Below are 18,618 nucleotides of genomic sequence, written 5' to 3'. Positions count from 1 at the left end.
GTTCTCAAGGGTCGACATGGGCTCCGTGGCCGAGGAGGTGCTGAGGGAGGAGCTCCCAGACTACAGGGTAGTGAGGTACACAGTGCCAGGCATAAAGGACCTCCCCGGGGCCGCCCGCAGGCTCATAGACATGGGGTGCGACGGCATTATAACTCTTGGCTGGGTCGGCGCCTCCCAGGTGGACAAGTACAGCTACATAGCCATGAGCGTCGGCCTCGTTATGCTATCGGTGCTCACGGGGAAGGTCATAGTCGACGTGACGGTCCACGAGGACGAGTCGCAGGACCCAAGGGAGCTCAAGGAGATAGCTATAAACAGGGCGAGGGCCCACGCGGAGAACCTGGTGAAGCTCCTGACGGGAGGCCTTGACGCGCTCAGGCCGTGGGCCGGCCAGGGGGTTAGGCAGGGAAGGCCAAGCGTCGGCCCCTTATGAGGCCCTCCTGAGGCCGCTGTACCTTATGAGCATCTTCGTCAGCTCGCTCACCCTGTAATAGACGTGGTGGGTCCTCGTCTCAGGCTTTGGCTTCGCCTTCCTGTGGGAGGCCTTTATGACCTTCTCCTTTACCTTGGTTACGAGGCCCAGGGTCTCAAGCCTGTCCAGCAGGTCCACGGTGTTGCACGGGGTGTCGCCGACCACCTTGGCCAGCGTGCCCGCGTGCTCATTCTCAACCTCAAAGAGGAAGAGGAGAAGCTTGAGCACGTTCTTGTGACCTGTCAGGTACTCAAAGTACTTGCAGAGCTCCTGGGGGTCGCGCATTAGGCTCCTCACCAGGCCCTCCCCCTCCCTGCTCAGCTCGTAGTAGACGTGATGCTTGTGAACCTCGTCGGACAGCTTGAACCTTGCCTCGCTGCGCTTTATTGACGAGCCCCCCACCCTCCTCTGTATCAGGCCGGCCGCCTCAAGCCTGTCAAGCTCATCAACGACCTTATCTATCGGGACCTCTATTACCTTAGATATGGACCCCGCGTAGTCCACGTTGGCCTTCTTCAGGTGGAACAGTATGTAGAGCGAGAGGGGGCTCAGCGACATCAGCTTGCTCCCCACTTCATCGCCCTTGTTGGCGTCCCCCTGCGCGGCCCCGCACCTCCACGCGGTTAGATAGCAGGCCTAAGGGCCTTTAAGCTAGCTGACGGGGATAACATTGTGGAGGCTCAGGGCTTGGAGGTCTACGTCGGGACCTCTGGCTGGCTCTACGACTGGAACGAGGACGGCAGCCTTGACTGGTACGTGAGCAAAAGCGGCCTCAACGCCGTGGAGCTCAACGCCTCGTTCTACAGGTTCCCATTCCCATCGCAGGTCAAGGGCTGGGCCAGGAGGGGCTCAGGCCTCAGGTGGTCCATCAAGGTGAGCAGGCTGATAACCCACGTGCACAGGCTCAACGAGAGGGCCCAGGAGCTCTGGCTTAAGTTCAGGCAGCTCTTCTCTCCAATGGATAACGTAATAGACTTCTACCTCTTTCAGCTGCTCCCGAACTTCTCCTTTAACGAGCAGAACCTGGGGAGGCTGAGGGACTTCCTGGCCAGGGCAGGGCTCGGCCCGAGGGCAGCCCTTGAGTTCAGGCACAGCTCCTGGCTCAGCGAGGAGGCCATTGAGGAGGCCAGGGGGCTGGGGGCCACGTTCGTGTCGCTGGACTCGCCGCTCGGGGTGATAATAAGGAGCTTCAACGACATCGTCTACCTCAGGATGCACGGGAGGAGCGCCTGGTACGCTTACAACTACAGCGAGGGGGAGCTCATGGAGGACGTCAGCGCCATAAGGTCCCTCAGCCCAAGGAAGGTCTACGTCTTCTTTAACAACGACCACTGGATGTTGGGCAACGCCAGGTTCATGCTCTCAGCCCTTAGGGCCCTTTGAGAGGAGCCTGGAGGCCCCAGATATGTTGGACGCGTCGTCGGAGTAGACGGAGAGGCTCCCTGCCTCGTCAATGTAGGCGCCGCAGAACCTGCAGAAGCCGTCCCTAAGCTCAGACCCGCATATGGGACAGGAGTTCCTCGTCGCCTTGCCAGGCATAGGGAGCCTGAGGGACAGCCTCCTGCCCAGCAGGTAGGCGTGAGGCCTTGAGGGCACCAGCACGCCCGTAAGCGATGTCAGCCTCCTGACCTCTTCATCTCCCACCAGGGACGACATGAGGCCCAGCAGCCGCTCTGAGCCGCTGCCCCTGGTTATGGGGTCCTTCCTCCTCCAGGCCACCAGGCTGAGGCCCTTGAGCTCCAGGACCCTCCTCATGAGGTACTTGCCGTAAGTGGTTCCGTTAACATCCCTGACGTCGCACCCCTCATTAAAGGCCTCCCGCGAGATTGCCTTGGCATCATCGCTGTAGAGGGGCAGGAGCACGGTGACGCCGAGCTGGGCTGATATGGGAACTGAGTTGAAGAAGGCGCTGCTGGCCACCCTGCTGAGCCAGCCATCAAGGTAATTCCTGTCCCTGCCGAACAGGAAGTCATAGCCAATGAATAGCTCGTCCCCTCCGTCGCCGGTTGCCACGCACCTGCAGCCGAGCTCCCTGGCCTTCCTGAGCCCGAGGCACACCGCGCTTCCCGAGACAGCCTCAATGGGGTCTATGGTAACCATCGACCTTAGGGCGACGTCGATGCACTCAAGGGCCTCCTCGGGGGTCGGCCTCACTTTAACTAGGTCAAGCCCCAGCACCTTGGAGACGTACTCAGCGTATGGCTCATCGGCGGACCCCTGAAAGAGGACTGTGATCAGCTTAGGCCTCAGGCCGGCCTCCACGGCTGCGAGGGTGACAAAGCTGGTGTCTATGCCGCCGCTGAAAAGCACGCAGTCGCAGGAGCTCCTCCTGAGCAGGTCGCCCACACGGCTAAGGAGCCTGAGGCCCAGGGCCTCGCAGCTCAAGATGGCTTCACTTCCGCGATCAGGCGCGCAGCAGGGCTAAAATAATAGCCTCAAGGCCCACCATAAGCGACGCCGCCGCTAAGGCGACCCTGACCGACGCCCTTATGTCCTGGGGCCCCGGGAGCCTGCCGAACTCAGGGCAGAGGGTGTAGGAGCCCCTCTTCTCCAGGGTCACTCCAAGGCTTCCTGCCATGGCCGACATCGGTGCGCCGGCGTTCAGGCTCTCTGTCAGCCCTGAACACGAGGCCCACGCGGCTGCCGCCCTCCTGGCGGACCTCGCGGAGGCTATGACTATCAGCGCGGCCGTGAGCCTCGCGGGTATGTAGTTAACTATGGTATCAGCCCGGGCGCTCGCCCACCCCACCTTCAGGTGCTCGGGGTCCTTGAATCCCAGCGCCCCGTCCAACGTGTTGACGAGCCTCTGGGCCAGGGCCCCCAGGGGTCCAAGGACTGCGTACCAGAGGAGGGGGGAGACGAAGCCGTCATTGAGGCTCTCGGCCAGGGACTCTATGGCCGCTGATGCCACGTGGCCTGCGTCCTCCACGCTTAGGTCCCTCCTCACGAGGCCCTGGGCTAGGGCCCTGGCCCTGCCCAGGTCCCCCTCCTCAAGTGCCCTGCCCGCGACGCTGACCTCGTCTATGAGCAGCCTCATGGAGGTCGACGTCTTAGTTATGTAGCCCGCCACAATAATCCACGCGATGGGGCTGAGCCTGTAGGCTAGGTAGAGCGCCGCCGCGTAAGCCACCAGGTGAGACGACATGACCGCAGCCCATATCATAGCTCCGCGGGCGCGCGACGAGAACGGCCTGTAGAGCCTGAGCGCCATGAAGTAGGATGTGTGGACAGGGTGTACCATCAGCATGAAGCCGCTGTGGTAGGGGTAGACTATGTCAAGGACGAGCGCGAGGGCCAGGGCTGAGAGGAGCTCCAAGGGACCTGGGTAAAGGAAGCTGGGCAGCATCAAGCCAGGGCACCCAGGACCAGGGCCACCACTCCGCCGACCTCTATGGAAGCGCCCATCACGTCGCCGTTGACGAAACCAAGCCTTGAGTTCGCGTCGGCCGCGAGCAGGAAGCCCGCCAGCAGCGCCGCTGCACCTATGAGGCTGAGCGGCCTTAAGACAGCTATAGCTGTCATTATTGCTATGTAGGTCAGCGCGTTTAGCAGCAGCTGTCGGCCGTCCCTGGCAGCCCTCTCGAAGCGGGAGGCCATGCCCTCGTAGGGCTCCTGGACACCTGCCCTGGCGGCCACAAAGGAGGCCTCCAGGGACGACGCGTACGCGGCAACTATGATTGCTGGGCACCTGTAGAGGTAGTAGAACGCCGAGAGCCTGGCCACCAGGGCCACCACGACTGCCATGATAGCGAACGAGCCCTTCCTGGGATCCTTGAGGACTCTAACTGCCTCCTCACCCCTGAGGCCTGAGCCCAGGACGTCGCTGTAGTCGGCCAGCCCGTCCAGGTGAAGCCCGCCGGTCACGGCAACGTGAGCTATTAGCATCAGCGACGCTGCTAGCATAGGCGCTGGCTTAACAGCTGAAACCGCGAGGCCCACGAGCGACACTATGACGCCCTCCGCCAGGCCCACTATGGGCACCATGTAGAAGCTCGAGGCGGCCGCCTCCAGGTCCCCAGACCCCACTGGGAGCCTTGTGAACAGGGCCAGGAGGTCCCTCAGGCCCAACCCATGACCACCTCGATGGCCTTTAAGATGGCGTCGTTCTCCGCAGGCGACCTTATCGATATCCTTGAGTAATGGCTGTCAAGGGAGTAGAACGTGGAGGCGTCCCTGACGTAAAAGCCGTGAGCCAGCAGGGACCTCTGGAACTGAGGGTTTGGCAGCGTATGTCTTACCAAAACGTATGGGGCCGAGGAGTCAAAGGCCTTGAGCCCCATGGACCTCAGGGCCGATGTAACCCTGGGCAGCTCCTGCCTAACTATCTCCTTCCCCCGTTCCACGTGAAGCGCCGTTGACTTAAGGGCAAGGACCTTGGAGAGCGAGCAGGCCGTTATAGAGTCCACGGGCCAGGCCTGCATGGAGCCCGCTATAGCCTCAAGGGCCCTCCTGTCTGCGGTCACCATGACCCCCAGCCTGAGGCCCGGCGACGCGAGGCTCTTAGTAAAGGACCTGAGCACTACTATGTCGTCGCGATCACCTAGGCTGCGGCAGCTGGGGCAGAGGTCCACGAAGGCCTCATCAACGACCATCCAGGCGTGCCTGGGCAGGGATGATGCTATGCGATCTATGGCCTTCTCATCAACAGTAAGGCCCGTGGGGTTGTTAGGCCTGGAGAGCACCAGCACGGCAGGCCCCCTCGCAGCCTTAGCGGCTCTGATGACGCCGTCTTCGTCTAGGGAGAAGGCGTTGTCCGAGGGCCTCATCACGACCCTGACCAGCTCCAGGGACGTCGCCCTCGCAAGGAGCTCGTGGTCGCCGAAGTTGGGCTCCACCACTATAAGGCTCCTGGCCCTGAGCGAGAGCGGTATTAGGGACAGCAGCTCGGCCGAGCCGTTGGAGAGCACTATGTGGTCCTCGTCAACGTCCAGGAACTCGGAGACCGCTCCCAGGAGGTTCAAGTAGTCACTTGGGGAGGGGTACCTGAGGTAGGAGCCCAGGGCGGCGCACTCGCTGACGGCCTCCCTCAGCCCAGGCGGAGGCCCCAGGGGGTTCGCTGGGGCGCTGAAGTCCAGGGCCCCAGGGGGAGCCGCTCCCCCATGGGCTCTATTTACACCTGCCGCGGGCCTCCTCAAGCGACTCACCGTCGTTAACATTTATCACGTCCATGTCAATATCTACGTCAGCCCACTCATCGTAGCTGTAGCCCTTGAAGATGGAAATGCCGACGTACTCTCCGCGCGCCCTCACAGTCACCACGGGCTCCGCGACCCTAAGGCTCACGCGGCAGGCCTCCTCCAGGTCCCTGGCCCTCAGGCCATAAAGGTCCGCCGGAAGCACCAGCAGGGGCCTCGGCCTCACGACGTTAAGCAGCCTTCCAAGGTCATAGCCGTAGCCGCTGCCATCCAGCATAAGTTCAGCGAAGCTGGGCGGCAGCGAGAGCCCCCTCAGGTAGCTCGAGGACGCGGGTGAAGTCACTATTAGCGCGAGCCTTGACACTGGCGAGACGGCATCAATAACGTAGCTTATGAGGGGCCTCCCGCAGACGTTAACCGTGGGCTTCCAGGGGCCTCCAAGCCTTGACCCAAGGCCTCCGGCCATTATGGCCGCCACCTCAATCATGGCCCTCGCCCAGGAGCCTGTCGTAGACCCTCGAGAGGGCTGAGGCCGCCAGGGACGCAGCTATGTCGTCCTCGAACATCGGCAGCGAGGCCAGTTTAAGGCCGAGCCTGTCCTTCATGGTGTCAGCCCAGTACGTGGCGGTCAGAGCCTTGAAGCCGTTTATGTAGAGGCTGAGCGCTGTGGCCAGCAGCTCATCGGCTATAACCTTCTTGGTGTCGGCTGCGAACTCATCGGAACCGAGGCCAGGCAGCAGGCCCTCCTGTCCCCTGATGTCGTTCTCCCTGGCGGCCACTATGAAGGCCCAGACGTTCGGGTCCTGAAGTATTCGGCTGAGCTCTCGTGCGACCATTTCTTTAACCTTGCCCTCAGCCACGCCGGGCACTGGGGCTGACCTGTAGAGCTTCATGGCGTCATCGACTAGCTCCTCGAGGCTGAGGCCCAGCGCCCACGAGAGCACCTGCTCGCGGGAGGGCTTCTCTGACACGAGAGCCCTGTAGACAAGGGACGCCACCTTGGAGCCTACAGTGGTTGCCTGCCCAGCCCACAGGGCTCCTGAGGGATCTAGGGTGGCGGCCACAGCTATGGCGTCGCTCACGGTGCCCGTGGCCCTCCCGCCGTCGCACCTGAGCATCAGGTCCGCCGAGGCTGCAGCCTTCGTCTCCGCCACGACCCTGAGGAGGTCTACCATGGCTGACGCCGTCAGCCTGTCGGGCACCCAGGCAACTATGTTTATAGTTGATGGCATAAGGGGGACGTACGTCGACCTCATGTCGTGGCATGAGGGGTGAGAGAGGCCCACTGTGGCAACGACCCCATAGTTGCCCTCGACGGCGCTCCTATACTTGCTAACGTCGGCCGCGGTGAGCATCACCGGGTCGCTCCCGCCGAGGCCCAGGGCCCTCCTGACCTCCTCCTTGAACCTCTCAGGCCTTGAAAGGTCGTCGGAGTCTGTTACCTGGTAAATTGCAACATTCGAGGCCATCACCAGGCCTTCGGGGTGGGCCGTGGTAAGTATGTGCCTGGGGGCGCCGAAGTTCACTATAAGGTACCTGTCGCCCAGCTCAAGCGCTGCCAAGGTTCCTTAGCCTCTTGTACTCGGAGTATATGGCCGACTTGACGCTGTTCGCGTCAAATCCCATCTTGGCGGCCAAAACCATGGTGCCCCCAGCGCCGACGCCCTCCTTAACGAAGCCCCTCTCAAACATCCTCAGCCCCTCAAACGGCGAGTCGGAAAAGTCTACCTCGGATCCCTCCAGGTCCCTGACGTCAAAGGCCTCGGCTATGGCCCTTATGTTTGACGTCTCGTCGTTAAGGATCCACTTGGTCGTCCACAGCGAGACCTTACTGGTGTCCGCGCCAACTCCCTTGAGGATTGCAAGGACCGCCCCCATCTGGGTGCCCCCGGCCAACACAGCCATGGCCCCCTCCTCCATAGCCCCGAGGGCCACGCCTGCCATGGTCACGTGAACAGGGTCGCCAACGGCGTCAACTATGCTGAATATGTCTGACCCCTCGCTGACCCTGCTGAGCGCCTTAGAGACCACCTGGCGCTTCAGGTCCTTGGGGTTGTCAGGGGAGGCGCTGCTCACGTAGCTCACGCCGTCCAGGCCGGCCGCGCTCATTATTGCCGCGGCCACCGTGGTCCCGCCAGGTATGGTCTCACCTATGAGGACGAGGTCGTGGCCCCTTGATATGAGCCTCCCCAAGGTCCTCGCCTCCTCAAAGAGGGACCTGGCGGTGCCCCTCGGCATCGCAGGCCCCTCGGCTATATTTCCCCCATGTCTAGCGCTGGGAAGCCTCACGTGCGGCGCCTTTATTCCATAGTAGGTGCCGGCGTCAACGACAAGGTAAGGGACCTTGATGAGCTCAAGCGCGGCCCTGGTTATGAGTGCTGGCGTCGGCAGGCCGTCAGGAGTCATGGGAATCACATTCATGGTCCTGGGAAGCCCGAGCGTCAGGTACTCAAGGTCGAGCGTGGGGGTGTAGAGGGTCCCCTCTGGGGAGGGGCCGGCTATGCTGAGGCCTGGGATTGTGGAGGTAAGAGTTGAGCCGCCCACGTAGACGGCTATCGGCCTCAACGCTGTCCCTGGCTGGCTAGGGTAGCCAGCCATTTAAAAAAGAGCCTTAGGGTGAGTGCAAAACGAGAGGTACTTACTCTATTATCATTATGTTCTCCTCAGGGAAGCCCATCCTGACGAGGATCTCTTTGACCCTTCTCCTGTGGTCGCCCTGTATCTCTATTCTTCCATCCTTATAGGTGCCGCCGGCCGCCAGCTCGCTCTTCAGCTTTGAAGCTATCTCCTTGAGGTTGAACTGCTTGCTGTCTATGCCCTCGATTACTGTGACCTGCTTGTTGAACTTCCTTATCTCAAGTCTTATCTTAATAATCTGCTGCTCTGCGTTAAGCTGCTCACAGATCTCAGGAGGCAGTCCCCCACACTCTATGTTCTCAGACATGGGTTTTTGCAGCCACCCCTCCCTCTCTTGCTGATAGGCTGTAGCTAAGGATATATACGTTTGCCGGGCCGCTACCTTTAGGGTAGCCTAAGGTGTCAGAGGAGCCTGTGGACGAGGGCGAGGCCCAGGGGACGGGCGAGTCTGGGGAGGTGGAGCTTTACGGCATTAAGCCTAGGGAGGTCTACTACATGTGCCTCAGGTGCGGCTACAAGGCCAGCAAGAGCGAGCTGAGCCAATACTACAGCATGGTGTGCCCAAAGTGCGGCTACAGGATATTCGTTAAGGTGAGGGCGCCTTCAACCATAGTTGCCCCGAGGAGGGTCTACGCTATCTAGAGGCCTTAGCCCGCGATACGTAGTGCTTAAGCATGGCCTCTATTAATACCTTGGCGGCTAGCGCCGCCGTCCCACCCCCTGGGTCATAGTGGGGCGAGACCTCGACCACATCCATGCCGATAAGCCTCTCGTCAACTATACGGGACACCAGGTAGAGCCCTTCGTACGGCGCTAGCCCCAGGGGCTCCGGGTTGCCGACGCCTGGGGCGTAGGCAGGGTCGAAGGCGTCCATGTCTACAGTCAGGTATGTGCTCTCGCAGCTCTTGAGGGCTGACAGCACGTTGGAGGCCACGTTGATGGGGCCCAAGGTGATGAGGTCAGAGGGCCCAAAGATGGTTATTATGTTATCCTTGGACCTGGCGAACTCGAGCTCCTCCCTTGAGAACGCCCTGGTGCCTATGTAAATTAGCCTGGGTATGTTGACCTGTTCCAGGGCCCTCCTCATGAAGGTCGCGTGCCCCACCTTGAGGCCAAGGTACTCGTTCCTGAGGTCCAGGTGCGCGTCAAACATGACAACGCAGGGCTTCCTGTCAGCCAGGGCCCTGAGGGCGCCGAGCGTAACTGTGTGCTCGCCGCCTATCATAACTGGGAGGCCCGCCGAGGCCAGCTCCCTCACCACGGCCTCGACCCTAGCAAGGGTCTCGCCGGTGTCCCCAATAGAGACAGCGACGTCGCCTTCATCGAGGGGGGACAGGTCCTCGAGGTAGACGTCCTTTATGAAGGCGCTGTTGCTCTCGAGCCCAGCAGCGGCGAGCCTGACGGCGTCAGGGCCAAACCTGGTGCCGGGCCGAAAGCTCGTCGTCGAGTCGTAGGGGACCCCTATTATCCTATACTTAGACTTCGGGTTACCCTCTATGCCGGCGAACTGCCTGTTAGCAGTGGTTATGTAAAGCCTTCCGAGCCCCATCCCAGTCCCCTTGGTCATGTCGCTTCAATAGATTAAAACCTCATGCACAGAGGGAGCGCGGGAAGTGAACAGGATTGACGGAGGACATCTATGACAAGATAGTTGACCTCGCCAAGAGAAGGGGGTTCTTCTGGCCCAGCTACGAGATCTACGGCGGACTCGCGGGGTTCTACGACATAGGTCCATACGGACTGACTGTGAAGCGCAAGATAATAGAGGCCTGGAGGAGGCTCTTTGTGTTCAATCACCAGGACTACGTTGTAGAGATAGAGACCCCCGCAGTGGGGCCCTCCATAGTCTACGAGGCGAGCGGCCACGTGGAGAGCTTCACCGACCCCGTTGTCAGGTGTACTAAGTGTGGCAGGATATACAGGGCTGACCACCTGGTCGAGGACGCCCTTAAGGTCAGCGCTGAGGGGCTCAGCCCGGAGGAGCTGACCAGGAAGATAAGGGAGAACAACATAAGGTGCCCCGTCTGCGGGGGCGAGCTCTCGGAGGTAAGCACGTTCAACCTCCTCTTCAAGACCCAGATAGGCCCCTACGAGGGGAGCGTGGGCTACATAAGGCCAGAGCTGGCCCAGGGCATGTTCGTCAGCTTCAGGAGGGTCCTCGAGACCATGAGGAACAGGATGCCGCTCGGCATAGCCCAGGTTGGCAGGGTCGGCAGGAACGAGATAAGCCCAAGGCAGGGCATGATAAGGCTGAGGGACTTCACAATAATGGAGATGGAGTTCTTCTTCGACCCCCAGAGCGACCACTGCCCAAACCTAGACAGGGTGATGGACCGCAAGCTCAGGGTCAGGCAGTACAAGGTCCGCCTTGAGGGCGGGGGGCCGCAGGAGTTCACGGTGAGGGAGCTCATAGAGAAGAATGTCGTGGCGCACCCATGCATGGCCTACTGGATGACCGTGGGCCTCGACCTCGTTAAGTACGTAGGAGTGCCCGAGGACGAGACCTTCTTCGAGGAGAAGGGGCCCAAGGAGAAGGCCCACTACGCCACGCAGGTCTTCGACCAGCTCGTCAGGACCTCAAGGTGGGGCTGGGTGGAGGTGGCCGGCTACGCCTACAGGGGTGACTACGACCTCAGCAGGCACATGAAGTACAGCGGCCAGGACCTGAAGGTGTTTGAGCCCTACAAGGAGCCCCGCGTTGAGAAGGTGAAGAAGGTGCTCGTGGACCTAGCTTACGCGGGCCGCACCTACAGGTCAAGGGCCTCCGAGGCTGTCAAGCTGGCCGAGTCGCTGCCCGCGGAGGAGGCCGAGAGGCAGCTCAGGGAGACGGGCAAGCTCAGGGTGGGGGACTTCGAGTTCCCCGCTTCGGCAGTTAAGATAGTGGAGGTTGAGCAGAAGGTCAGCGGCAGGAGCTACACACCCCACGTGGTCGAGCCCTCCTTTGGCACCGACAGGCTGCTCTACGTGGCACTTGAGAGGGCCTACAGGGAGAAGGAGGGCAGGGTAGTGCTCTCCCTGCCGAGGTACCTGGCGCCCGTGGACGCCGCTGTGTTCCCGCTAATAGAGGGCGAGGAGAAGCTCGAGGCCAGGGCCAGGCAGCTCAGGGACCTGCTGGTCTCCGCGGGCTTCACTGTGCTCTACGACGACTCGGGCAGCATTGGCAAGAGGTACGCGAGGGCGGACGAGATAGGCGTGCCGGCGGCCTTCACAGTTGACTACCAGACCCTTGAGGATGGCACTGTGACCCTGAGGGACAGGGACACGTGGCGCCAGGTCAGGCTCAGGCTTGAGGACGCGCCCGAGGCCTTGAAGAAATTTATTTATAACTTGGTGGACATAGCTCAGCTCGGGAAGCCTGTAGAGCCTGAAGGGTAGAGACCATGAGCTCGGGTGACGAGGGTAAAGTGGACATCGGCAAGATGCTGTCTTTCATACCTCCCGCGTCTACCATCTACTCGAAGCAGTCCAAGATACAGGAGAAGAGGGTGAAGCTCATACATGACGCTGCAGTCGAGCAGGGGACCCTAAGGATCTCCAAGAAGTTGGCCACGGAGCTCGGCATAACTGATGAGGCTGAGATAGCCGTGGGAGGCAAGATAAGGCTCAGGCTCAAGGCAGCCATAGATGAGTCCACGGACGACGACACCTCGGTGTGGGCCAACCCTGACGAAATGAGGGAGCACGGAATAGCCGACAGGAGCACCGTGTCAGTGAGGTCCCCGAAGTGAGCGACTGCAAGGTGAACTGCGGTAACATAACTGAACTTATTCAGTTCAACGTTACTAGGGCGGCCCAGGCCCTCCAGGAGCACGCAGATCTCCTGGAGAGGATGAGGGGGCAGCTTAACCAGTACATGTCGCTGAGGGATGAAGAGAGGGAGGGCATGGTAGAGCAGATAGAGGACACAATCAGGTCCATCAGGAGCGCCAGGGAGGGAATAGAGAAGGCCACCAGGGAGTACGAGATGCTCGTCGGGTGCTGCCTTGCAAGGGACGACTACATGGAGGCCCTCCTGGGCTACTACCTCATGGCAGGCTCAAGGAGGGAGAGGGAGCTCCTGTCGGCGGCGAGCAGGGTAGTTGACGTAAGTGAGGACATTGACGGCATTGGAAGGGTGACGGGGCTGATACAGGAAGTTCTCGTCAGCGTGTCCTCAAAGGTAAGGAGGAGCGGCTAGAGGTTAAGCCTGCTGCTGGCGTTCTGTATAACTATGCTTATCAGCTCGTCGCCGCTGACGTTAACTATCGTCCCATCGTCGAGCATGAAGCTCTCCTCGGCCTCCTTGTCGCTGAACCCTATATATAGTGTGTCGCTCTGTTTGTCATACTCTATCCACATGTTGTTGATATCCCCTATTACTAACTTCCTTGGATAGCCCTCGCCGGCCCCCTGCAATGCCTGACCCTGCCTCTCCTGCTCTCAGGCTTAGTTAAATAACGTTCAGGCCGCGATGGAAACCCAAGGCCTTTTAGTTAGAGTCTTAAATAATAAAAAGATAAAACATATATGAGCTAAGAAAAAAGCATAAAAAATGTATACAAGTCTAGGTATTCCTAGTGATAGAGATGAGCGGAGGGCTTACCGTAGGACAGAAGGTAGTGATCGCAATACTCCTTATAATACCTCTCATAGCCTACATGGCATATACAACCTATGACTTTGTCAGCCCGTCCCTTGGGGGCGTTCCGTTCTTCTACTGGTACCAGACGCTCTGGCTGGTGATATCGTCGCTACTGTTCATCGTAGCTGCAGTCCTGTGGGAAAGGTGGCTCAGCGGGAGGTGAGAAGGCATGCTGGGCATCGCCGGCTGGGTTACGTTCTGGGCCTTCTTTGTGGTCTTCGTGTTCCTGGGCTTCTACGGGGCCAGGTGGAGGAGGGGCAACCTAGCCCAGTTGCACGAGTGGGCCCTGGCCGGCAGGAGGCTTGGAGTGTTCCTTGCATGGTTCCTCATAGGCGCCGACCTTTACACGGCGTATACCTTTGTGGCCGTCCCATCGCTCGAGTATGCCCAGGGCGCCATAGCCTTCTTTGCGGTGCCCTACGTAGCCATAACCTTCGCCGTCGCCATGCTGTTTATGACTATGCTCTGGGACAAGTCCAGGGAGAAGGGGTACATAACGGCCGCTGACTTCGTCCAGGACCAGTTCAACTCCGTGACGCTAGCTATACTTGTTGCTGTAACGGGCATAGTGGCGGAGCTGCCCTACATAGCCCTTCAGATAGACGGCATGAGGGCCGTGCTGGAGGTCATGATGACCGGCCTCTCAAGCGCCACAAGGATCTCTGAGATAGCGCTGGTGGTGGCATTCATAATACTGGCCGCCTTCACCTACACGAGCGGCCTCAGGGGCTCGGCCCTCGGGGCCGTGTTCAAGGACGTGCTGGTGTGGCTTGGGGTCATATCGCTCATTATTATAGTGCCGCTCTCGATAAATGGCGGCTTCTCCGCGGCCTTCAGCGCAGCTGCCAAGCACAACCTTATCAGCGGCACTGAGTACCTCAAGCCCGCGTTCGCCTCAGCCTATGAGAGCCTCTTCATAGGGAGCGCGCTGGCACTCTATCTTTACCCACACGCGGTTAACGGCTCCCTCAGCTCGGAGTCCAGGAAGGCGCTCAGGTACAGCACGGCGCTCCTGCCCCTTTACGGCATAGGGCTTGCGATACTCGCGCTGCTGGGCATACTGGTTTACGCCTCCCCGGGCGCCGAGAGCCTGCTCTCCCAGTTCCCGGCCGCCGAGAGGGGCCTGTTAGCTGTTCCAGCCCTCGCGGTGGCCACCTTGCCGTCGTGGTTCGCCGGCTTAGTGCTCCTGGGCATATTCGTTGGCGGCATGGTGCCAGCTGCTATAATGGCCATAGCTCAGGCCAACCTGCTGGTCAGGAACTTAATAAAGCCATTCTTCAGGCTCAGCGAGAGGGGGGAGACCAGGGCCGCGCAGTGGGCCTCGGTGTTCTTCAAGTTCCTCGCCCTGGGCTTCGTGTTCGTGACCCCGCTGACGTATGCAATTCAGCTTCAGCTCACTGGAGGGATCATAATACTGCAGACCCTTCCACCGGTGTTCCTGGGCCTCCTGACGAGGAAGCTGAACAAGCACTCCCTAATTGCAGGGTGGGTTGCTGGTATGTTATCAGGAATATACCTGCTGCTCCTGGCCAATCACTTCGGCCCGCTGACAAAGTCAGCCTACCCTGTGTTTGGGCATTCGATATACATAGGCATCATATCGCTTGCAATAAACATAGCTGTAGTGCTCCTGGGCACGGCTATAGCCTACGCTGCCGGCTGGAGGCCCAGTAAGTGACCATTTAGTCAGCTACAGGTCATTGTTTCACCTTTTTTAATTATGACGTCTCACGTGGCGGTATTTCCAGACAATGCTCGCAGAAGCTGATAGCCCCCGTTTCGCGGAGGAAAACTATAATTTAGCTGGCTGTCACTAACTCTGTGAGTCGTAGAGGTGAGCTAGGTTGGCGGCAGAGGAGAGCTCTAAGCCCGTGCTGTACAGGCTCGTGCTCAGGAAGACAGCTAGGGGGCTAATCATACAGTTCAGGGGGCCAGGATCTCAGGGAAGGGAGGCCACCCTGGTAAGGATAGGCGGCAGGAAGGCGCAGCAGCTCTTTGACATGCTTTCCACGGCACTTAAGAACGGCAACTACATAGAGGAGGAGGCCAGCACCGGCAACTACACGTCATACAAGATAAAGCCTGAGGTCGGCGCCGCGGTTGGAGGCTTCCTGGTGATAACTAGGAGGAGCAGGGACCCAACCGCGTGGGCGCCCTACTTCGCCGACCTCATAGGGGGCACCAAGTACCCAGGCTCGCGCGAGGTGCTGAGCTCAGTGCTGAGCCTGGGCCTGCAGCTGAGCAAGATATCACCGCCCCCAGCGAGGGCCAGGATGCAGCTGAACCCCAAGATACTTGACGCCATAAGTGCGGGCCTCAAGGTCACCGCCAGGAAGCTGTGGGGCATAAGGAGCCCCAAGTGATGACGAAAGCCTATAGCCCTTTTTCCTGATTTTCTTTAACTTTAGTGTTCTTCGCTATGTTTTCCTTTGCGCGAAGGCCTTTCAATTCTTAGCAGTGGAGCTCAGAGCACTTAAACTTCTTCCACAGCTGAGGAGGCGGCGGATGAAGAGCGACTTCGGCCCGACCCATGGGATGAGGAACCGTGTGAGGGCTGACGCTTCAGAGGAGCTTCTTGACGCCAGTCATCTCATCCCATCTGACCCCGAAGGCCAGCAGGAACTGCTCAAAGGCTGACCTCACGTACTCCAGGTACTTAGTAGTGTCAACGTCGGCCAGCCTTGCAAGCCTCACGGGCTTAACGCCCACCTTATCCTTCGTCTTCACGAACGATATTATGTCCCCCCTGGTGACGGGGACGCCCTCGTTTATGAGGAGCAGGGCTGCCTTGACGTGCTGTGGGGTGTTCTTCTTGTACTCCATCGGGTCCTTGCTCATCATCACTGATATGGCGAGCTGGTCCAGCGTGTACTCCCTCCTCCTGAGCTTAGTGTATATCTCCTGCACCTTCTCCCTGAGCAGGTCCAGGGTCTTCTCCAGGTCCTCCGGGCGCTGCAGGCCGCTCAATATCTTCATGACGTCGGCCGTCTCAAACTTTATGAACTCGGGCGTGTTGCTCTTCTTAGCTACCATGCCCTTTATTATGTAGCTGTCGCCGTCAAAGCCTACATAGTTCTTCTTGAGGCCGCTGAAGAGCACCAGCCTGAAGGTCTTATCTATGTCCAGGTCCATGCCCAGCTTCTCCTGCACGTACTTTATTATTTCGTTGAGGGCGTCCTTCGGCGGGTCCCAGACGAAGAGGCTGTCAGTGTCGCCATAGAGTATGTGCAGGTTCAGCTCCGAGGCCCTGCGCAGCGTCTCAAGCAGCGTTGCCCTACCTATCGCTGTGACGCTCTCGGCCACCGGGAGGCTGTAGAGCGCGAACGCCTCGTTTCCGAAGACGCCGTAGCTAGCGTTTATGTACACCTTCATAGCCGCCTGGACGGTCTCGTACCAGATCCTCTCCTCCTCGCTTAGGTCCTTGCTCTTGGCCTTCTTCTTGTACACCTTAACCCTGAAGTCCCTCAGCAGTCCCACGAGCTGGCTTGAGATCCCCCTCCTGTCCATGCATATCCTGTGCCCAACCTCAGGGGCCTCGACGTACTTCTGGCAGTACGGGTTGTCGACAGTCTCATAGCTCAGGTTCCAGTTCCTTATAACGGACGGGTACAGGCTTGCGAAGTCAAGGACTATTACGTTGAAGAACACGCCCTGAGGCGGCTGGAGCACTATGGCGCCCCTGTACTTCTTGTCCTTTATTATGGCGGCGCTCCTCGGGGCCTGCTTGCCTATCATCCTCTCTATGTCCTCCCTGCTCGGTATCAGCAGGCCCCTCCTCCTGTGCTCCCAGTAAAGGGTGCTCTTTATCCAGGCCGAGACCTGGGACCTGGAGACCTCCTCAAGGCCTGACTTGCTTATTCTCATCAGGAGGACCAGCAGGTTCCAGGTGAGCTCGTTGTTGAAGATGACGAGGCCCATGGTCAGCACTGAGTCCTGAAGGTTATAGGCCGCCAGCTCGTCAAGGCTCACGTCGTTAAGGAACGTGCTGATCTCACGCTTCGTCTGGCCGAGGAGCGCCTCGGAAACCGCCTCAAGGCTCTTCTCCCTGTACTTATTGCCGAAGGCGTAGCTCTGCAGGGCCTTTATGTCAAAGACCCTGTGAAGGTCCACGTGCAGCCTTCCCTTGAAGGTCACGTAGTCCTGGAGGAACACTATTGGTATGTCCTCCGGCCTCACGCCTAGGTTTACCAGCCTGTTGTAGATATATGGCACGTCAAAGTTGTCGCCGTTGAACGTGAAGACCACGGCGTAGCGGCTCAGCCTCCTCAGCAGCTCGAGCAGCATGGCCCTCTCGCTGTCGAAGAGCTCAACCTCGCCTTCGAGCTTCTGCCTGCCGCTGAACCGGCTCGCAGGCCTGGCCAGCAGGAGCACGGACTTGTTGCCCTTGTCATCTACTATGGAGACGCTCATTACCGGCATGTCAGCCTCCTTGGGCTCAGGGAAGCGGCCCTCGCCAGGGGCCACGACCTCTATGTCGAAGGCGACCTTAGGGACCTTGGGTGACGGCTCCTCAAATATGTACTGCCAGTCAAGCGCCATGTCCCTCAGGTCCTCGGTGAAGGACTCCTTTATGAGCTTCTCCAACTCCTCGCTGCGCTTCCACTCCTTCTGCCTCCAGCTGTCAGACACGTCGTACGGCATGCCAGGTATGAGCTGGCTGTCATAGATGTAGTTCAGGAAGTACTTTATGTCCGCCTCCCACACCCTGTAGCCCTTCTCTGTAAGCACAGCCCTCAGCGTCTTGACGGCCAGGGGATCGTTGGTTATTATCTTAGTCAGCTTCACGTCGCGGTTGGTTATAGGGTCCCTCTTGGTCACCACTGCGAGGTTGCTGAAGGACTTGTACTTGGTCAAATCTATAGGGGGTCTGCCGTCCTCCCCGAGCTCCATGTTTGTCAGGAAGTAGGGCTTATGCCCGGTCCTGTCCACCCACTTAACCACTTTACTTGTTGAGGGGTCATATATGAAGGCGACGGCCTTGCCAAGGTCGCCGTCATACCTTACCTCAAGCAGGTAGCCTGACGCCTGGGCCGCGTAGGTCTCCTCCTGGAAGAGCCACCACTGGCCTGGGACCCTCTGGCCCTGCTGGGCCTCAACCAGGTAATCATTGGAGCTGGCGTACCACGCGTAGGTCTCGGGAAGTCTAACTTCCTTAACCTCAGGCTCGCTTCTTGGCGGCTCCTCCGGCTCCTGCTGAACCTTAGTAGGGACCTCGCTGGCCTCTTGCTTATCGATCCGCTCTGCCTTTGGCCTCTGGGCTGTCTGGGGCGGCTCCTGGGCGCTGGGCTCGCTCATGAAGTCTAGTATGCTTCTGGCCGCCCTCTTACCCGTGGCAGGCTCCGGCTGCTTCTGGCTCTGGGGCTGTTTTGCTGGGGCCCTATCATTGCCGCCGCCCTTCCCTTCTGATTTTGCTGAGGCCGCTGAGCTGCGTCCTTCGTTGGCCCTGCCCTGCCCTCCTGCCTGGGGGGACCCGTCGTTACGCAGGGCCATCTCGAGCTGCTTCAGGAACTCGTCCAGGTTTGGCCCCTTCTTCTTGGCGGCCGGTTCAGGCGTCAGGCTTCAACCCCAGCTGTTGGAGCTGCGCTGGCACCTATTAATGAAAGGGCCCCAGGCTGGCCCGAACCCGCCTAGGGGGCTTAGCCCTCCACCAGCGACGGTATTATCTATTTTTATTTATTATTAATTTATATGGTGACTTGACGGGGCAGCCCCAGGTGGAGAAAGCCTTCACTTAGAGCAAGAAAAGACTTCGA

21 protein-coding genes are annotated in these 18,618 nt (G+C 59.5%); 9 read left to right on the top strand and 12 right to left on the bottom strand.

Going from position 1 to position 18,618, the window contains the following annotated elements; genetic code table 11:
- Nucleotides 1-16 precede the first annotated feature (16 nt).
- Nucleotides 17-433, top strand: coding sequence for a riboflavin synthase (gene ribC / locus ACZ5OO_RS04915; protein ID WP_048812929.1), 417 nt, complete (start codon nucleotides 17-19; stop codon nucleotides 431-433).
- Here the strand turns inward: ribC and ACZ5OO_RS04910 are convergent.
- Nucleotides 428-1,045: a DUF2250 domain-containing protein gene (locus tag ACZ5OO_RS04910; RefSeq protein ID WP_464077967.1), complete on the bottom strand. Its 618-nt coding sequence runs from the start codon at nucleotides 1,043-1,045 to the stop codon at nucleotides 428-430. The genes ribC and ACZ5OO_RS04910 overlap by 6 nt on opposite strands.
- A gap of 99 nt (nucleotides 1,046-1,144) precedes the next feature.
- Between ACZ5OO_RS04910 and ACZ5OO_RS04905 the strand changes: the two genes are divergently transcribed.
- Nucleotides 1,145-1,855, top strand: coding sequence for a DUF72 domain-containing protein (locus ACZ5OO_RS04905; protein ID WP_464077966.1), 711 nt, complete (start codon nucleotides 1,145-1,147; stop codon nucleotides 1,853-1,855).
- On the opposite strand, the gene ACZ5OO_RS04900 is transcribed toward ACZ5OO_RS04905, so the two are convergent.
- The 8 genes from ACZ5OO_RS04900 to yciH all read right to left on the bottom strand — a co-directional run bounded on the left by ACZ5OO_RS04900 (nucleotide 1,835) and on the right by yciH (nucleotide 8,551).
- On the bottom strand, nucleotides 1,835-2,857 hold the full coding sequence (locus ACZ5OO_RS04900; RefSeq protein ID WP_464077965.1) for an asparagine synthase C-terminal domain-containing protein: 1,023 nt from the start codon (nucleotides 2,855-2,857) through the stop codon (nucleotides 1,835-1,837). The genes ACZ5OO_RS04905 and ACZ5OO_RS04900 overlap by 21 nt on opposite strands.
- Before the next feature lie 19 nt (nucleotides 2,858-2,876).
- The gene (locus tag ACZ5OO_RS04895; RefSeq protein ID WP_464078560.1) at nucleotides 2,877-3,818 is read right to left on the bottom strand and encodes a cobalamin biosynthesis protein; all 942 of its coding nucleotides are present in this window, start codon (nucleotides 3,816-3,818) and stop codon (nucleotides 2,877-2,879) included.
- Complete coding sequence (locus ACZ5OO_RS04890; protein ID WP_464077964.1) at nucleotides 3,818-4,540, bottom strand: adenosylcobinamide-GDP ribazoletransferase; 723 nt, start codon at nucleotides 4,538-4,540, stop codon at nucleotides 3,818-3,820. The genes ACZ5OO_RS04895 and ACZ5OO_RS04890 overlap by 1 nt, the downstream gene beginning before the upstream one ends.
- Nucleotides 4,531-5,607 (bottom strand): pyridoxal phosphate-dependent aminotransferase, encoded by a 1,077-nt coding sequence (locus ACZ5OO_RS04885; RefSeq protein WP_464077963.1) that lies wholly within the window; start codon nucleotides 5,605-5,607, stop codon nucleotides 4,531-4,533. The genes ACZ5OO_RS04890 and ACZ5OO_RS04885 overlap by 10 nt, the downstream gene beginning before the upstream one ends.
- A complete protein-coding gene (locus ACZ5OO_RS04880; RefSeq protein ID WP_013266063.1) occupies nucleotides 5,579-6,094 on the bottom strand; it encodes an NTP transferase domain-containing protein in 516 nt (171 codons plus the stop codon). Before ACZ5OO_RS04880 ends, ACZ5OO_RS04885 begins: the two co-directional genes overlap by 29 nt.
- A complete protein-coding gene (gene cbiS / locus ACZ5OO_RS04875) occupies nucleotides 6,087-7,169 on the bottom strand; it encodes a bifunctional adenosylcobinamide hydrolase/alpha-ribazole phosphatase CbiS (RefSeq protein ID WP_464077962.1) in 1,083 nt (360 codons plus the stop codon). The genes ACZ5OO_RS04880 and cbiS overlap by 8 nt, the downstream gene beginning before the upstream one ends.
- Nucleotides 7,156-8,172: a nicotinate mononucleotide-dependent phosphoribosyltransferase CobT gene (gene cobT / locus ACZ5OO_RS04870; protein WP_148217074.1), complete on the bottom strand. Its 1,017-nt coding sequence runs from the start codon at nucleotides 8,170-8,172 to the stop codon at nucleotides 7,156-7,158. The genes cbiS and cobT overlap by 14 nt, the downstream gene beginning before the upstream one ends.
- A 73-nt stretch (nucleotides 8,173-8,245) precedes the next feature.
- On the bottom strand, nucleotides 8,246-8,551 hold the full coding sequence (gene yciH / locus ACZ5OO_RS04865; RefSeq protein WP_464077961.1) for a stress response translation initiation inhibitor YciH: 306 nt from the start codon (nucleotides 8,549-8,551) through the stop codon (nucleotides 8,246-8,248).
- Between the two features lie 92 nt (nucleotides 8,552-8,643).
- Between yciH and ACZ5OO_RS04860 the strand changes: the two genes are divergently transcribed.
- Nucleotides 8,644-8,886 carry a TFIIB-type zinc ribbon-containing protein gene (locus ACZ5OO_RS04860; protein ID WP_013266059.1) on the top strand — a complete coding sequence of 81 codons (243 nt, stop codon included), beginning with the start codon at nucleotides 8,644-8,646 and terminating at the stop codon, nucleotides 8,884-8,886.
- Here the strand turns inward: ACZ5OO_RS04860 and speB are convergent.
- Nucleotides 8,879-9,793 (bottom strand): agmatinase, encoded by a 915-nt coding sequence (speB, locus tag ACZ5OO_RS04855; protein WP_464077960.1) that lies wholly within the window; start codon nucleotides 9,791-9,793, stop codon nucleotides 8,879-8,881. The two genes, ACZ5OO_RS04860 and speB, sit on opposite strands and share 8 nt — an antisense overlap.
- Before the next feature lie 74 nt (nucleotides 9,794-9,867).
- On the opposite strand from speB, the gene glyS reads away from it, so the two are divergent.
- Genes glyS through ACZ5OO_RS04840 form a run of 3 tightly spaced genes read left to right on the top strand, consistent with a single transcriptional unit; the run spans nucleotide 9,868 to nucleotide 12,421 of the window.
- Nucleotides 9,868-11,619, top strand: coding sequence for a glycine--tRNA ligase (gene glyS, locus ACZ5OO_RS04850; RefSeq protein WP_464077959.1), 1,752 nt, complete (start codon nucleotides 9,868-9,870; stop codon nucleotides 11,617-11,619).
- Between the two features lie 5 nt (nucleotides 11,620-11,624).
- On the top strand, nucleotides 11,625-11,972 hold the full coding sequence (locus ACZ5OO_RS04845) for a hypothetical protein (RefSeq protein ID WP_464077958.1): 348 nt from the start codon (nucleotides 11,625-11,627) through the stop codon (nucleotides 11,970-11,972).
- A complete protein-coding gene (locus ACZ5OO_RS04840; RefSeq protein WP_013266055.1) occupies nucleotides 11,969-12,421 on the top strand; it encodes a hypothetical protein in 453 nt (150 codons plus the stop codon). Before ACZ5OO_RS04845 ends, ACZ5OO_RS04840 begins: the two co-directional genes overlap by 4 nt.
- Here ACZ5OO_RS04840 and ACZ5OO_RS04835 read toward each other — a convergent pair.
- Nucleotides 12,418-12,639, bottom strand: coding sequence for a DUF2283 domain-containing protein (locus ACZ5OO_RS04835; protein ID WP_013266054.1), 222 nt, complete (start codon nucleotides 12,637-12,639; stop codon nucleotides 12,418-12,420). The genes ACZ5OO_RS04840 and ACZ5OO_RS04835 overlap by 4 nt on opposite strands.
- 170 nt (nucleotides 12,640-12,809) lie before the next feature.
- On the opposite strand from ACZ5OO_RS04835, the gene ACZ5OO_RS04830 reads away from it, so the two are divergent.
- The 3 genes from ACZ5OO_RS04830 to ACZ5OO_RS04820 all read left to right on the top strand — a co-directional run bounded on the left by ACZ5OO_RS04830 (nucleotide 12,810) and on the right by ACZ5OO_RS04820 (nucleotide 15,228).
- Nucleotides 12,810-13,028 carry a DUF3311 domain-containing protein gene (locus ACZ5OO_RS04830; protein ID WP_048812927.1) on the top strand — a complete coding sequence of 73 codons (219 nt, stop codon included), beginning with the start codon at nucleotides 12,810-12,812 and terminating at the stop codon, nucleotides 13,026-13,028.
- 6 nt (nucleotides 13,029-13,034) lie between these two features.
- Nucleotides 13,035-14,543, top strand: a complete 1,509-nt coding sequence (locus ACZ5OO_RS04825; RefSeq protein ID WP_013266052.1) for a sodium:solute symporter family protein — start codon at nucleotides 13,035-13,037, stop codon at nucleotides 14,541-14,543.
- A 166-nt stretch (nucleotides 14,544-14,709) separates the two neighbouring features.
- The gene (locus ACZ5OO_RS04820) at nucleotides 14,710-15,228 is read left to right on the top strand and encodes a hypothetical protein (protein WP_013266051.1); all 519 of its coding nucleotides are present in this window, start codon (nucleotides 14,710-14,712) and stop codon (nucleotides 15,226-15,228) included.
- A 199-nt stretch (nucleotides 15,229-15,427) separates the two neighbouring features.
- On the opposite strand, the gene ACZ5OO_RS04815 is transcribed toward ACZ5OO_RS04820, so the two are convergent.
- The gene (locus ACZ5OO_RS04815) at nucleotides 15,428-18,355 is read right to left on the bottom strand and encodes a DNA-directed DNA polymerase I (RefSeq protein ID WP_013266050.1); all 2,928 of its coding nucleotides are present in this window, start codon (nucleotides 18,353-18,355) and stop codon (nucleotides 15,428-15,430) included.
- Nucleotides 18,356-18,618 lie beyond the last annotated feature (263 nt).

It is taken from the genome of Acidilobus aceticus, assembly GCF_055392325.1.
Note: the sequence above shows the minus strand (reverse complement) of the source record. Positions and strands in the feature narration are given on the sequence as shown.

What these genes read in the sequence shown, in the direction of transcription:
- ribC (WP_048812929.1), top strand. Translation starts at nt 17, where the DNA reads ATGGGCTCCGTGGCCGAGGAGGTGCTGAGGGAGGAGCTCCCAGACTAC.
- ACZ5OO_RS04895 (WP_464078560.1), bottom strand. Translation starts at nt 3,818, where the DNA reads ATGCTGCCCAGCTTCCTTTACCCAGGTCCCTTGGAGCTCCTCTCAGCC.
- ACZ5OO_RS04880 (WP_013266063.1), bottom strand. Translation starts at nt 6,094, where the DNA reads ATGATTGAGGTGGCGGCCATAATGGCCGGAGGCCTTGGGTCAAGGCTT.
- yciH (WP_464077961.1), bottom strand. Translation starts at nt 8,551, where the DNA reads ATGTCTGAGAACATAGAGTGTGGGGGACTGCCTCCTGAGATCTGTGAG.
- speB (WP_464077960.1), bottom strand. Translation starts at nt 9,793, where the DNA reads ATGGGGCTCGGAAGGCTTTACATAACCACTGCTAACAGGCAGTTCGCC.
- ACZ5OO_RS04845 (WP_464077958.1), top strand. Translation starts at nt 11,625, where the DNA reads ATGAGCTCGGGTGACGAGGGTAAAGTGGACATCGGCAAGATGCTGTCT.
- ACZ5OO_RS04830 (WP_048812927.1), top strand. Translation starts at nt 12,810, where the DNA reads ATGAGCGGAGGGCTTACCGTAGGACAGAAGGTAGTGATCGCAATACTC.
- ACZ5OO_RS04825 (WP_013266052.1), top strand. Translation starts at nt 13,035, where the DNA reads ATGCTGGGCATCGCCGGCTGGGTTACGTTCTGGGCCTTCTTTGTGGTC.
- ACZ5OO_RS04815 (WP_013266050.1), bottom strand. Translation starts at nt 18,355, where the DNA reads ATGGCCCTGCGTAACGACGGGTCCCCCCAGGCAGGAGGGCAGGGCAGG.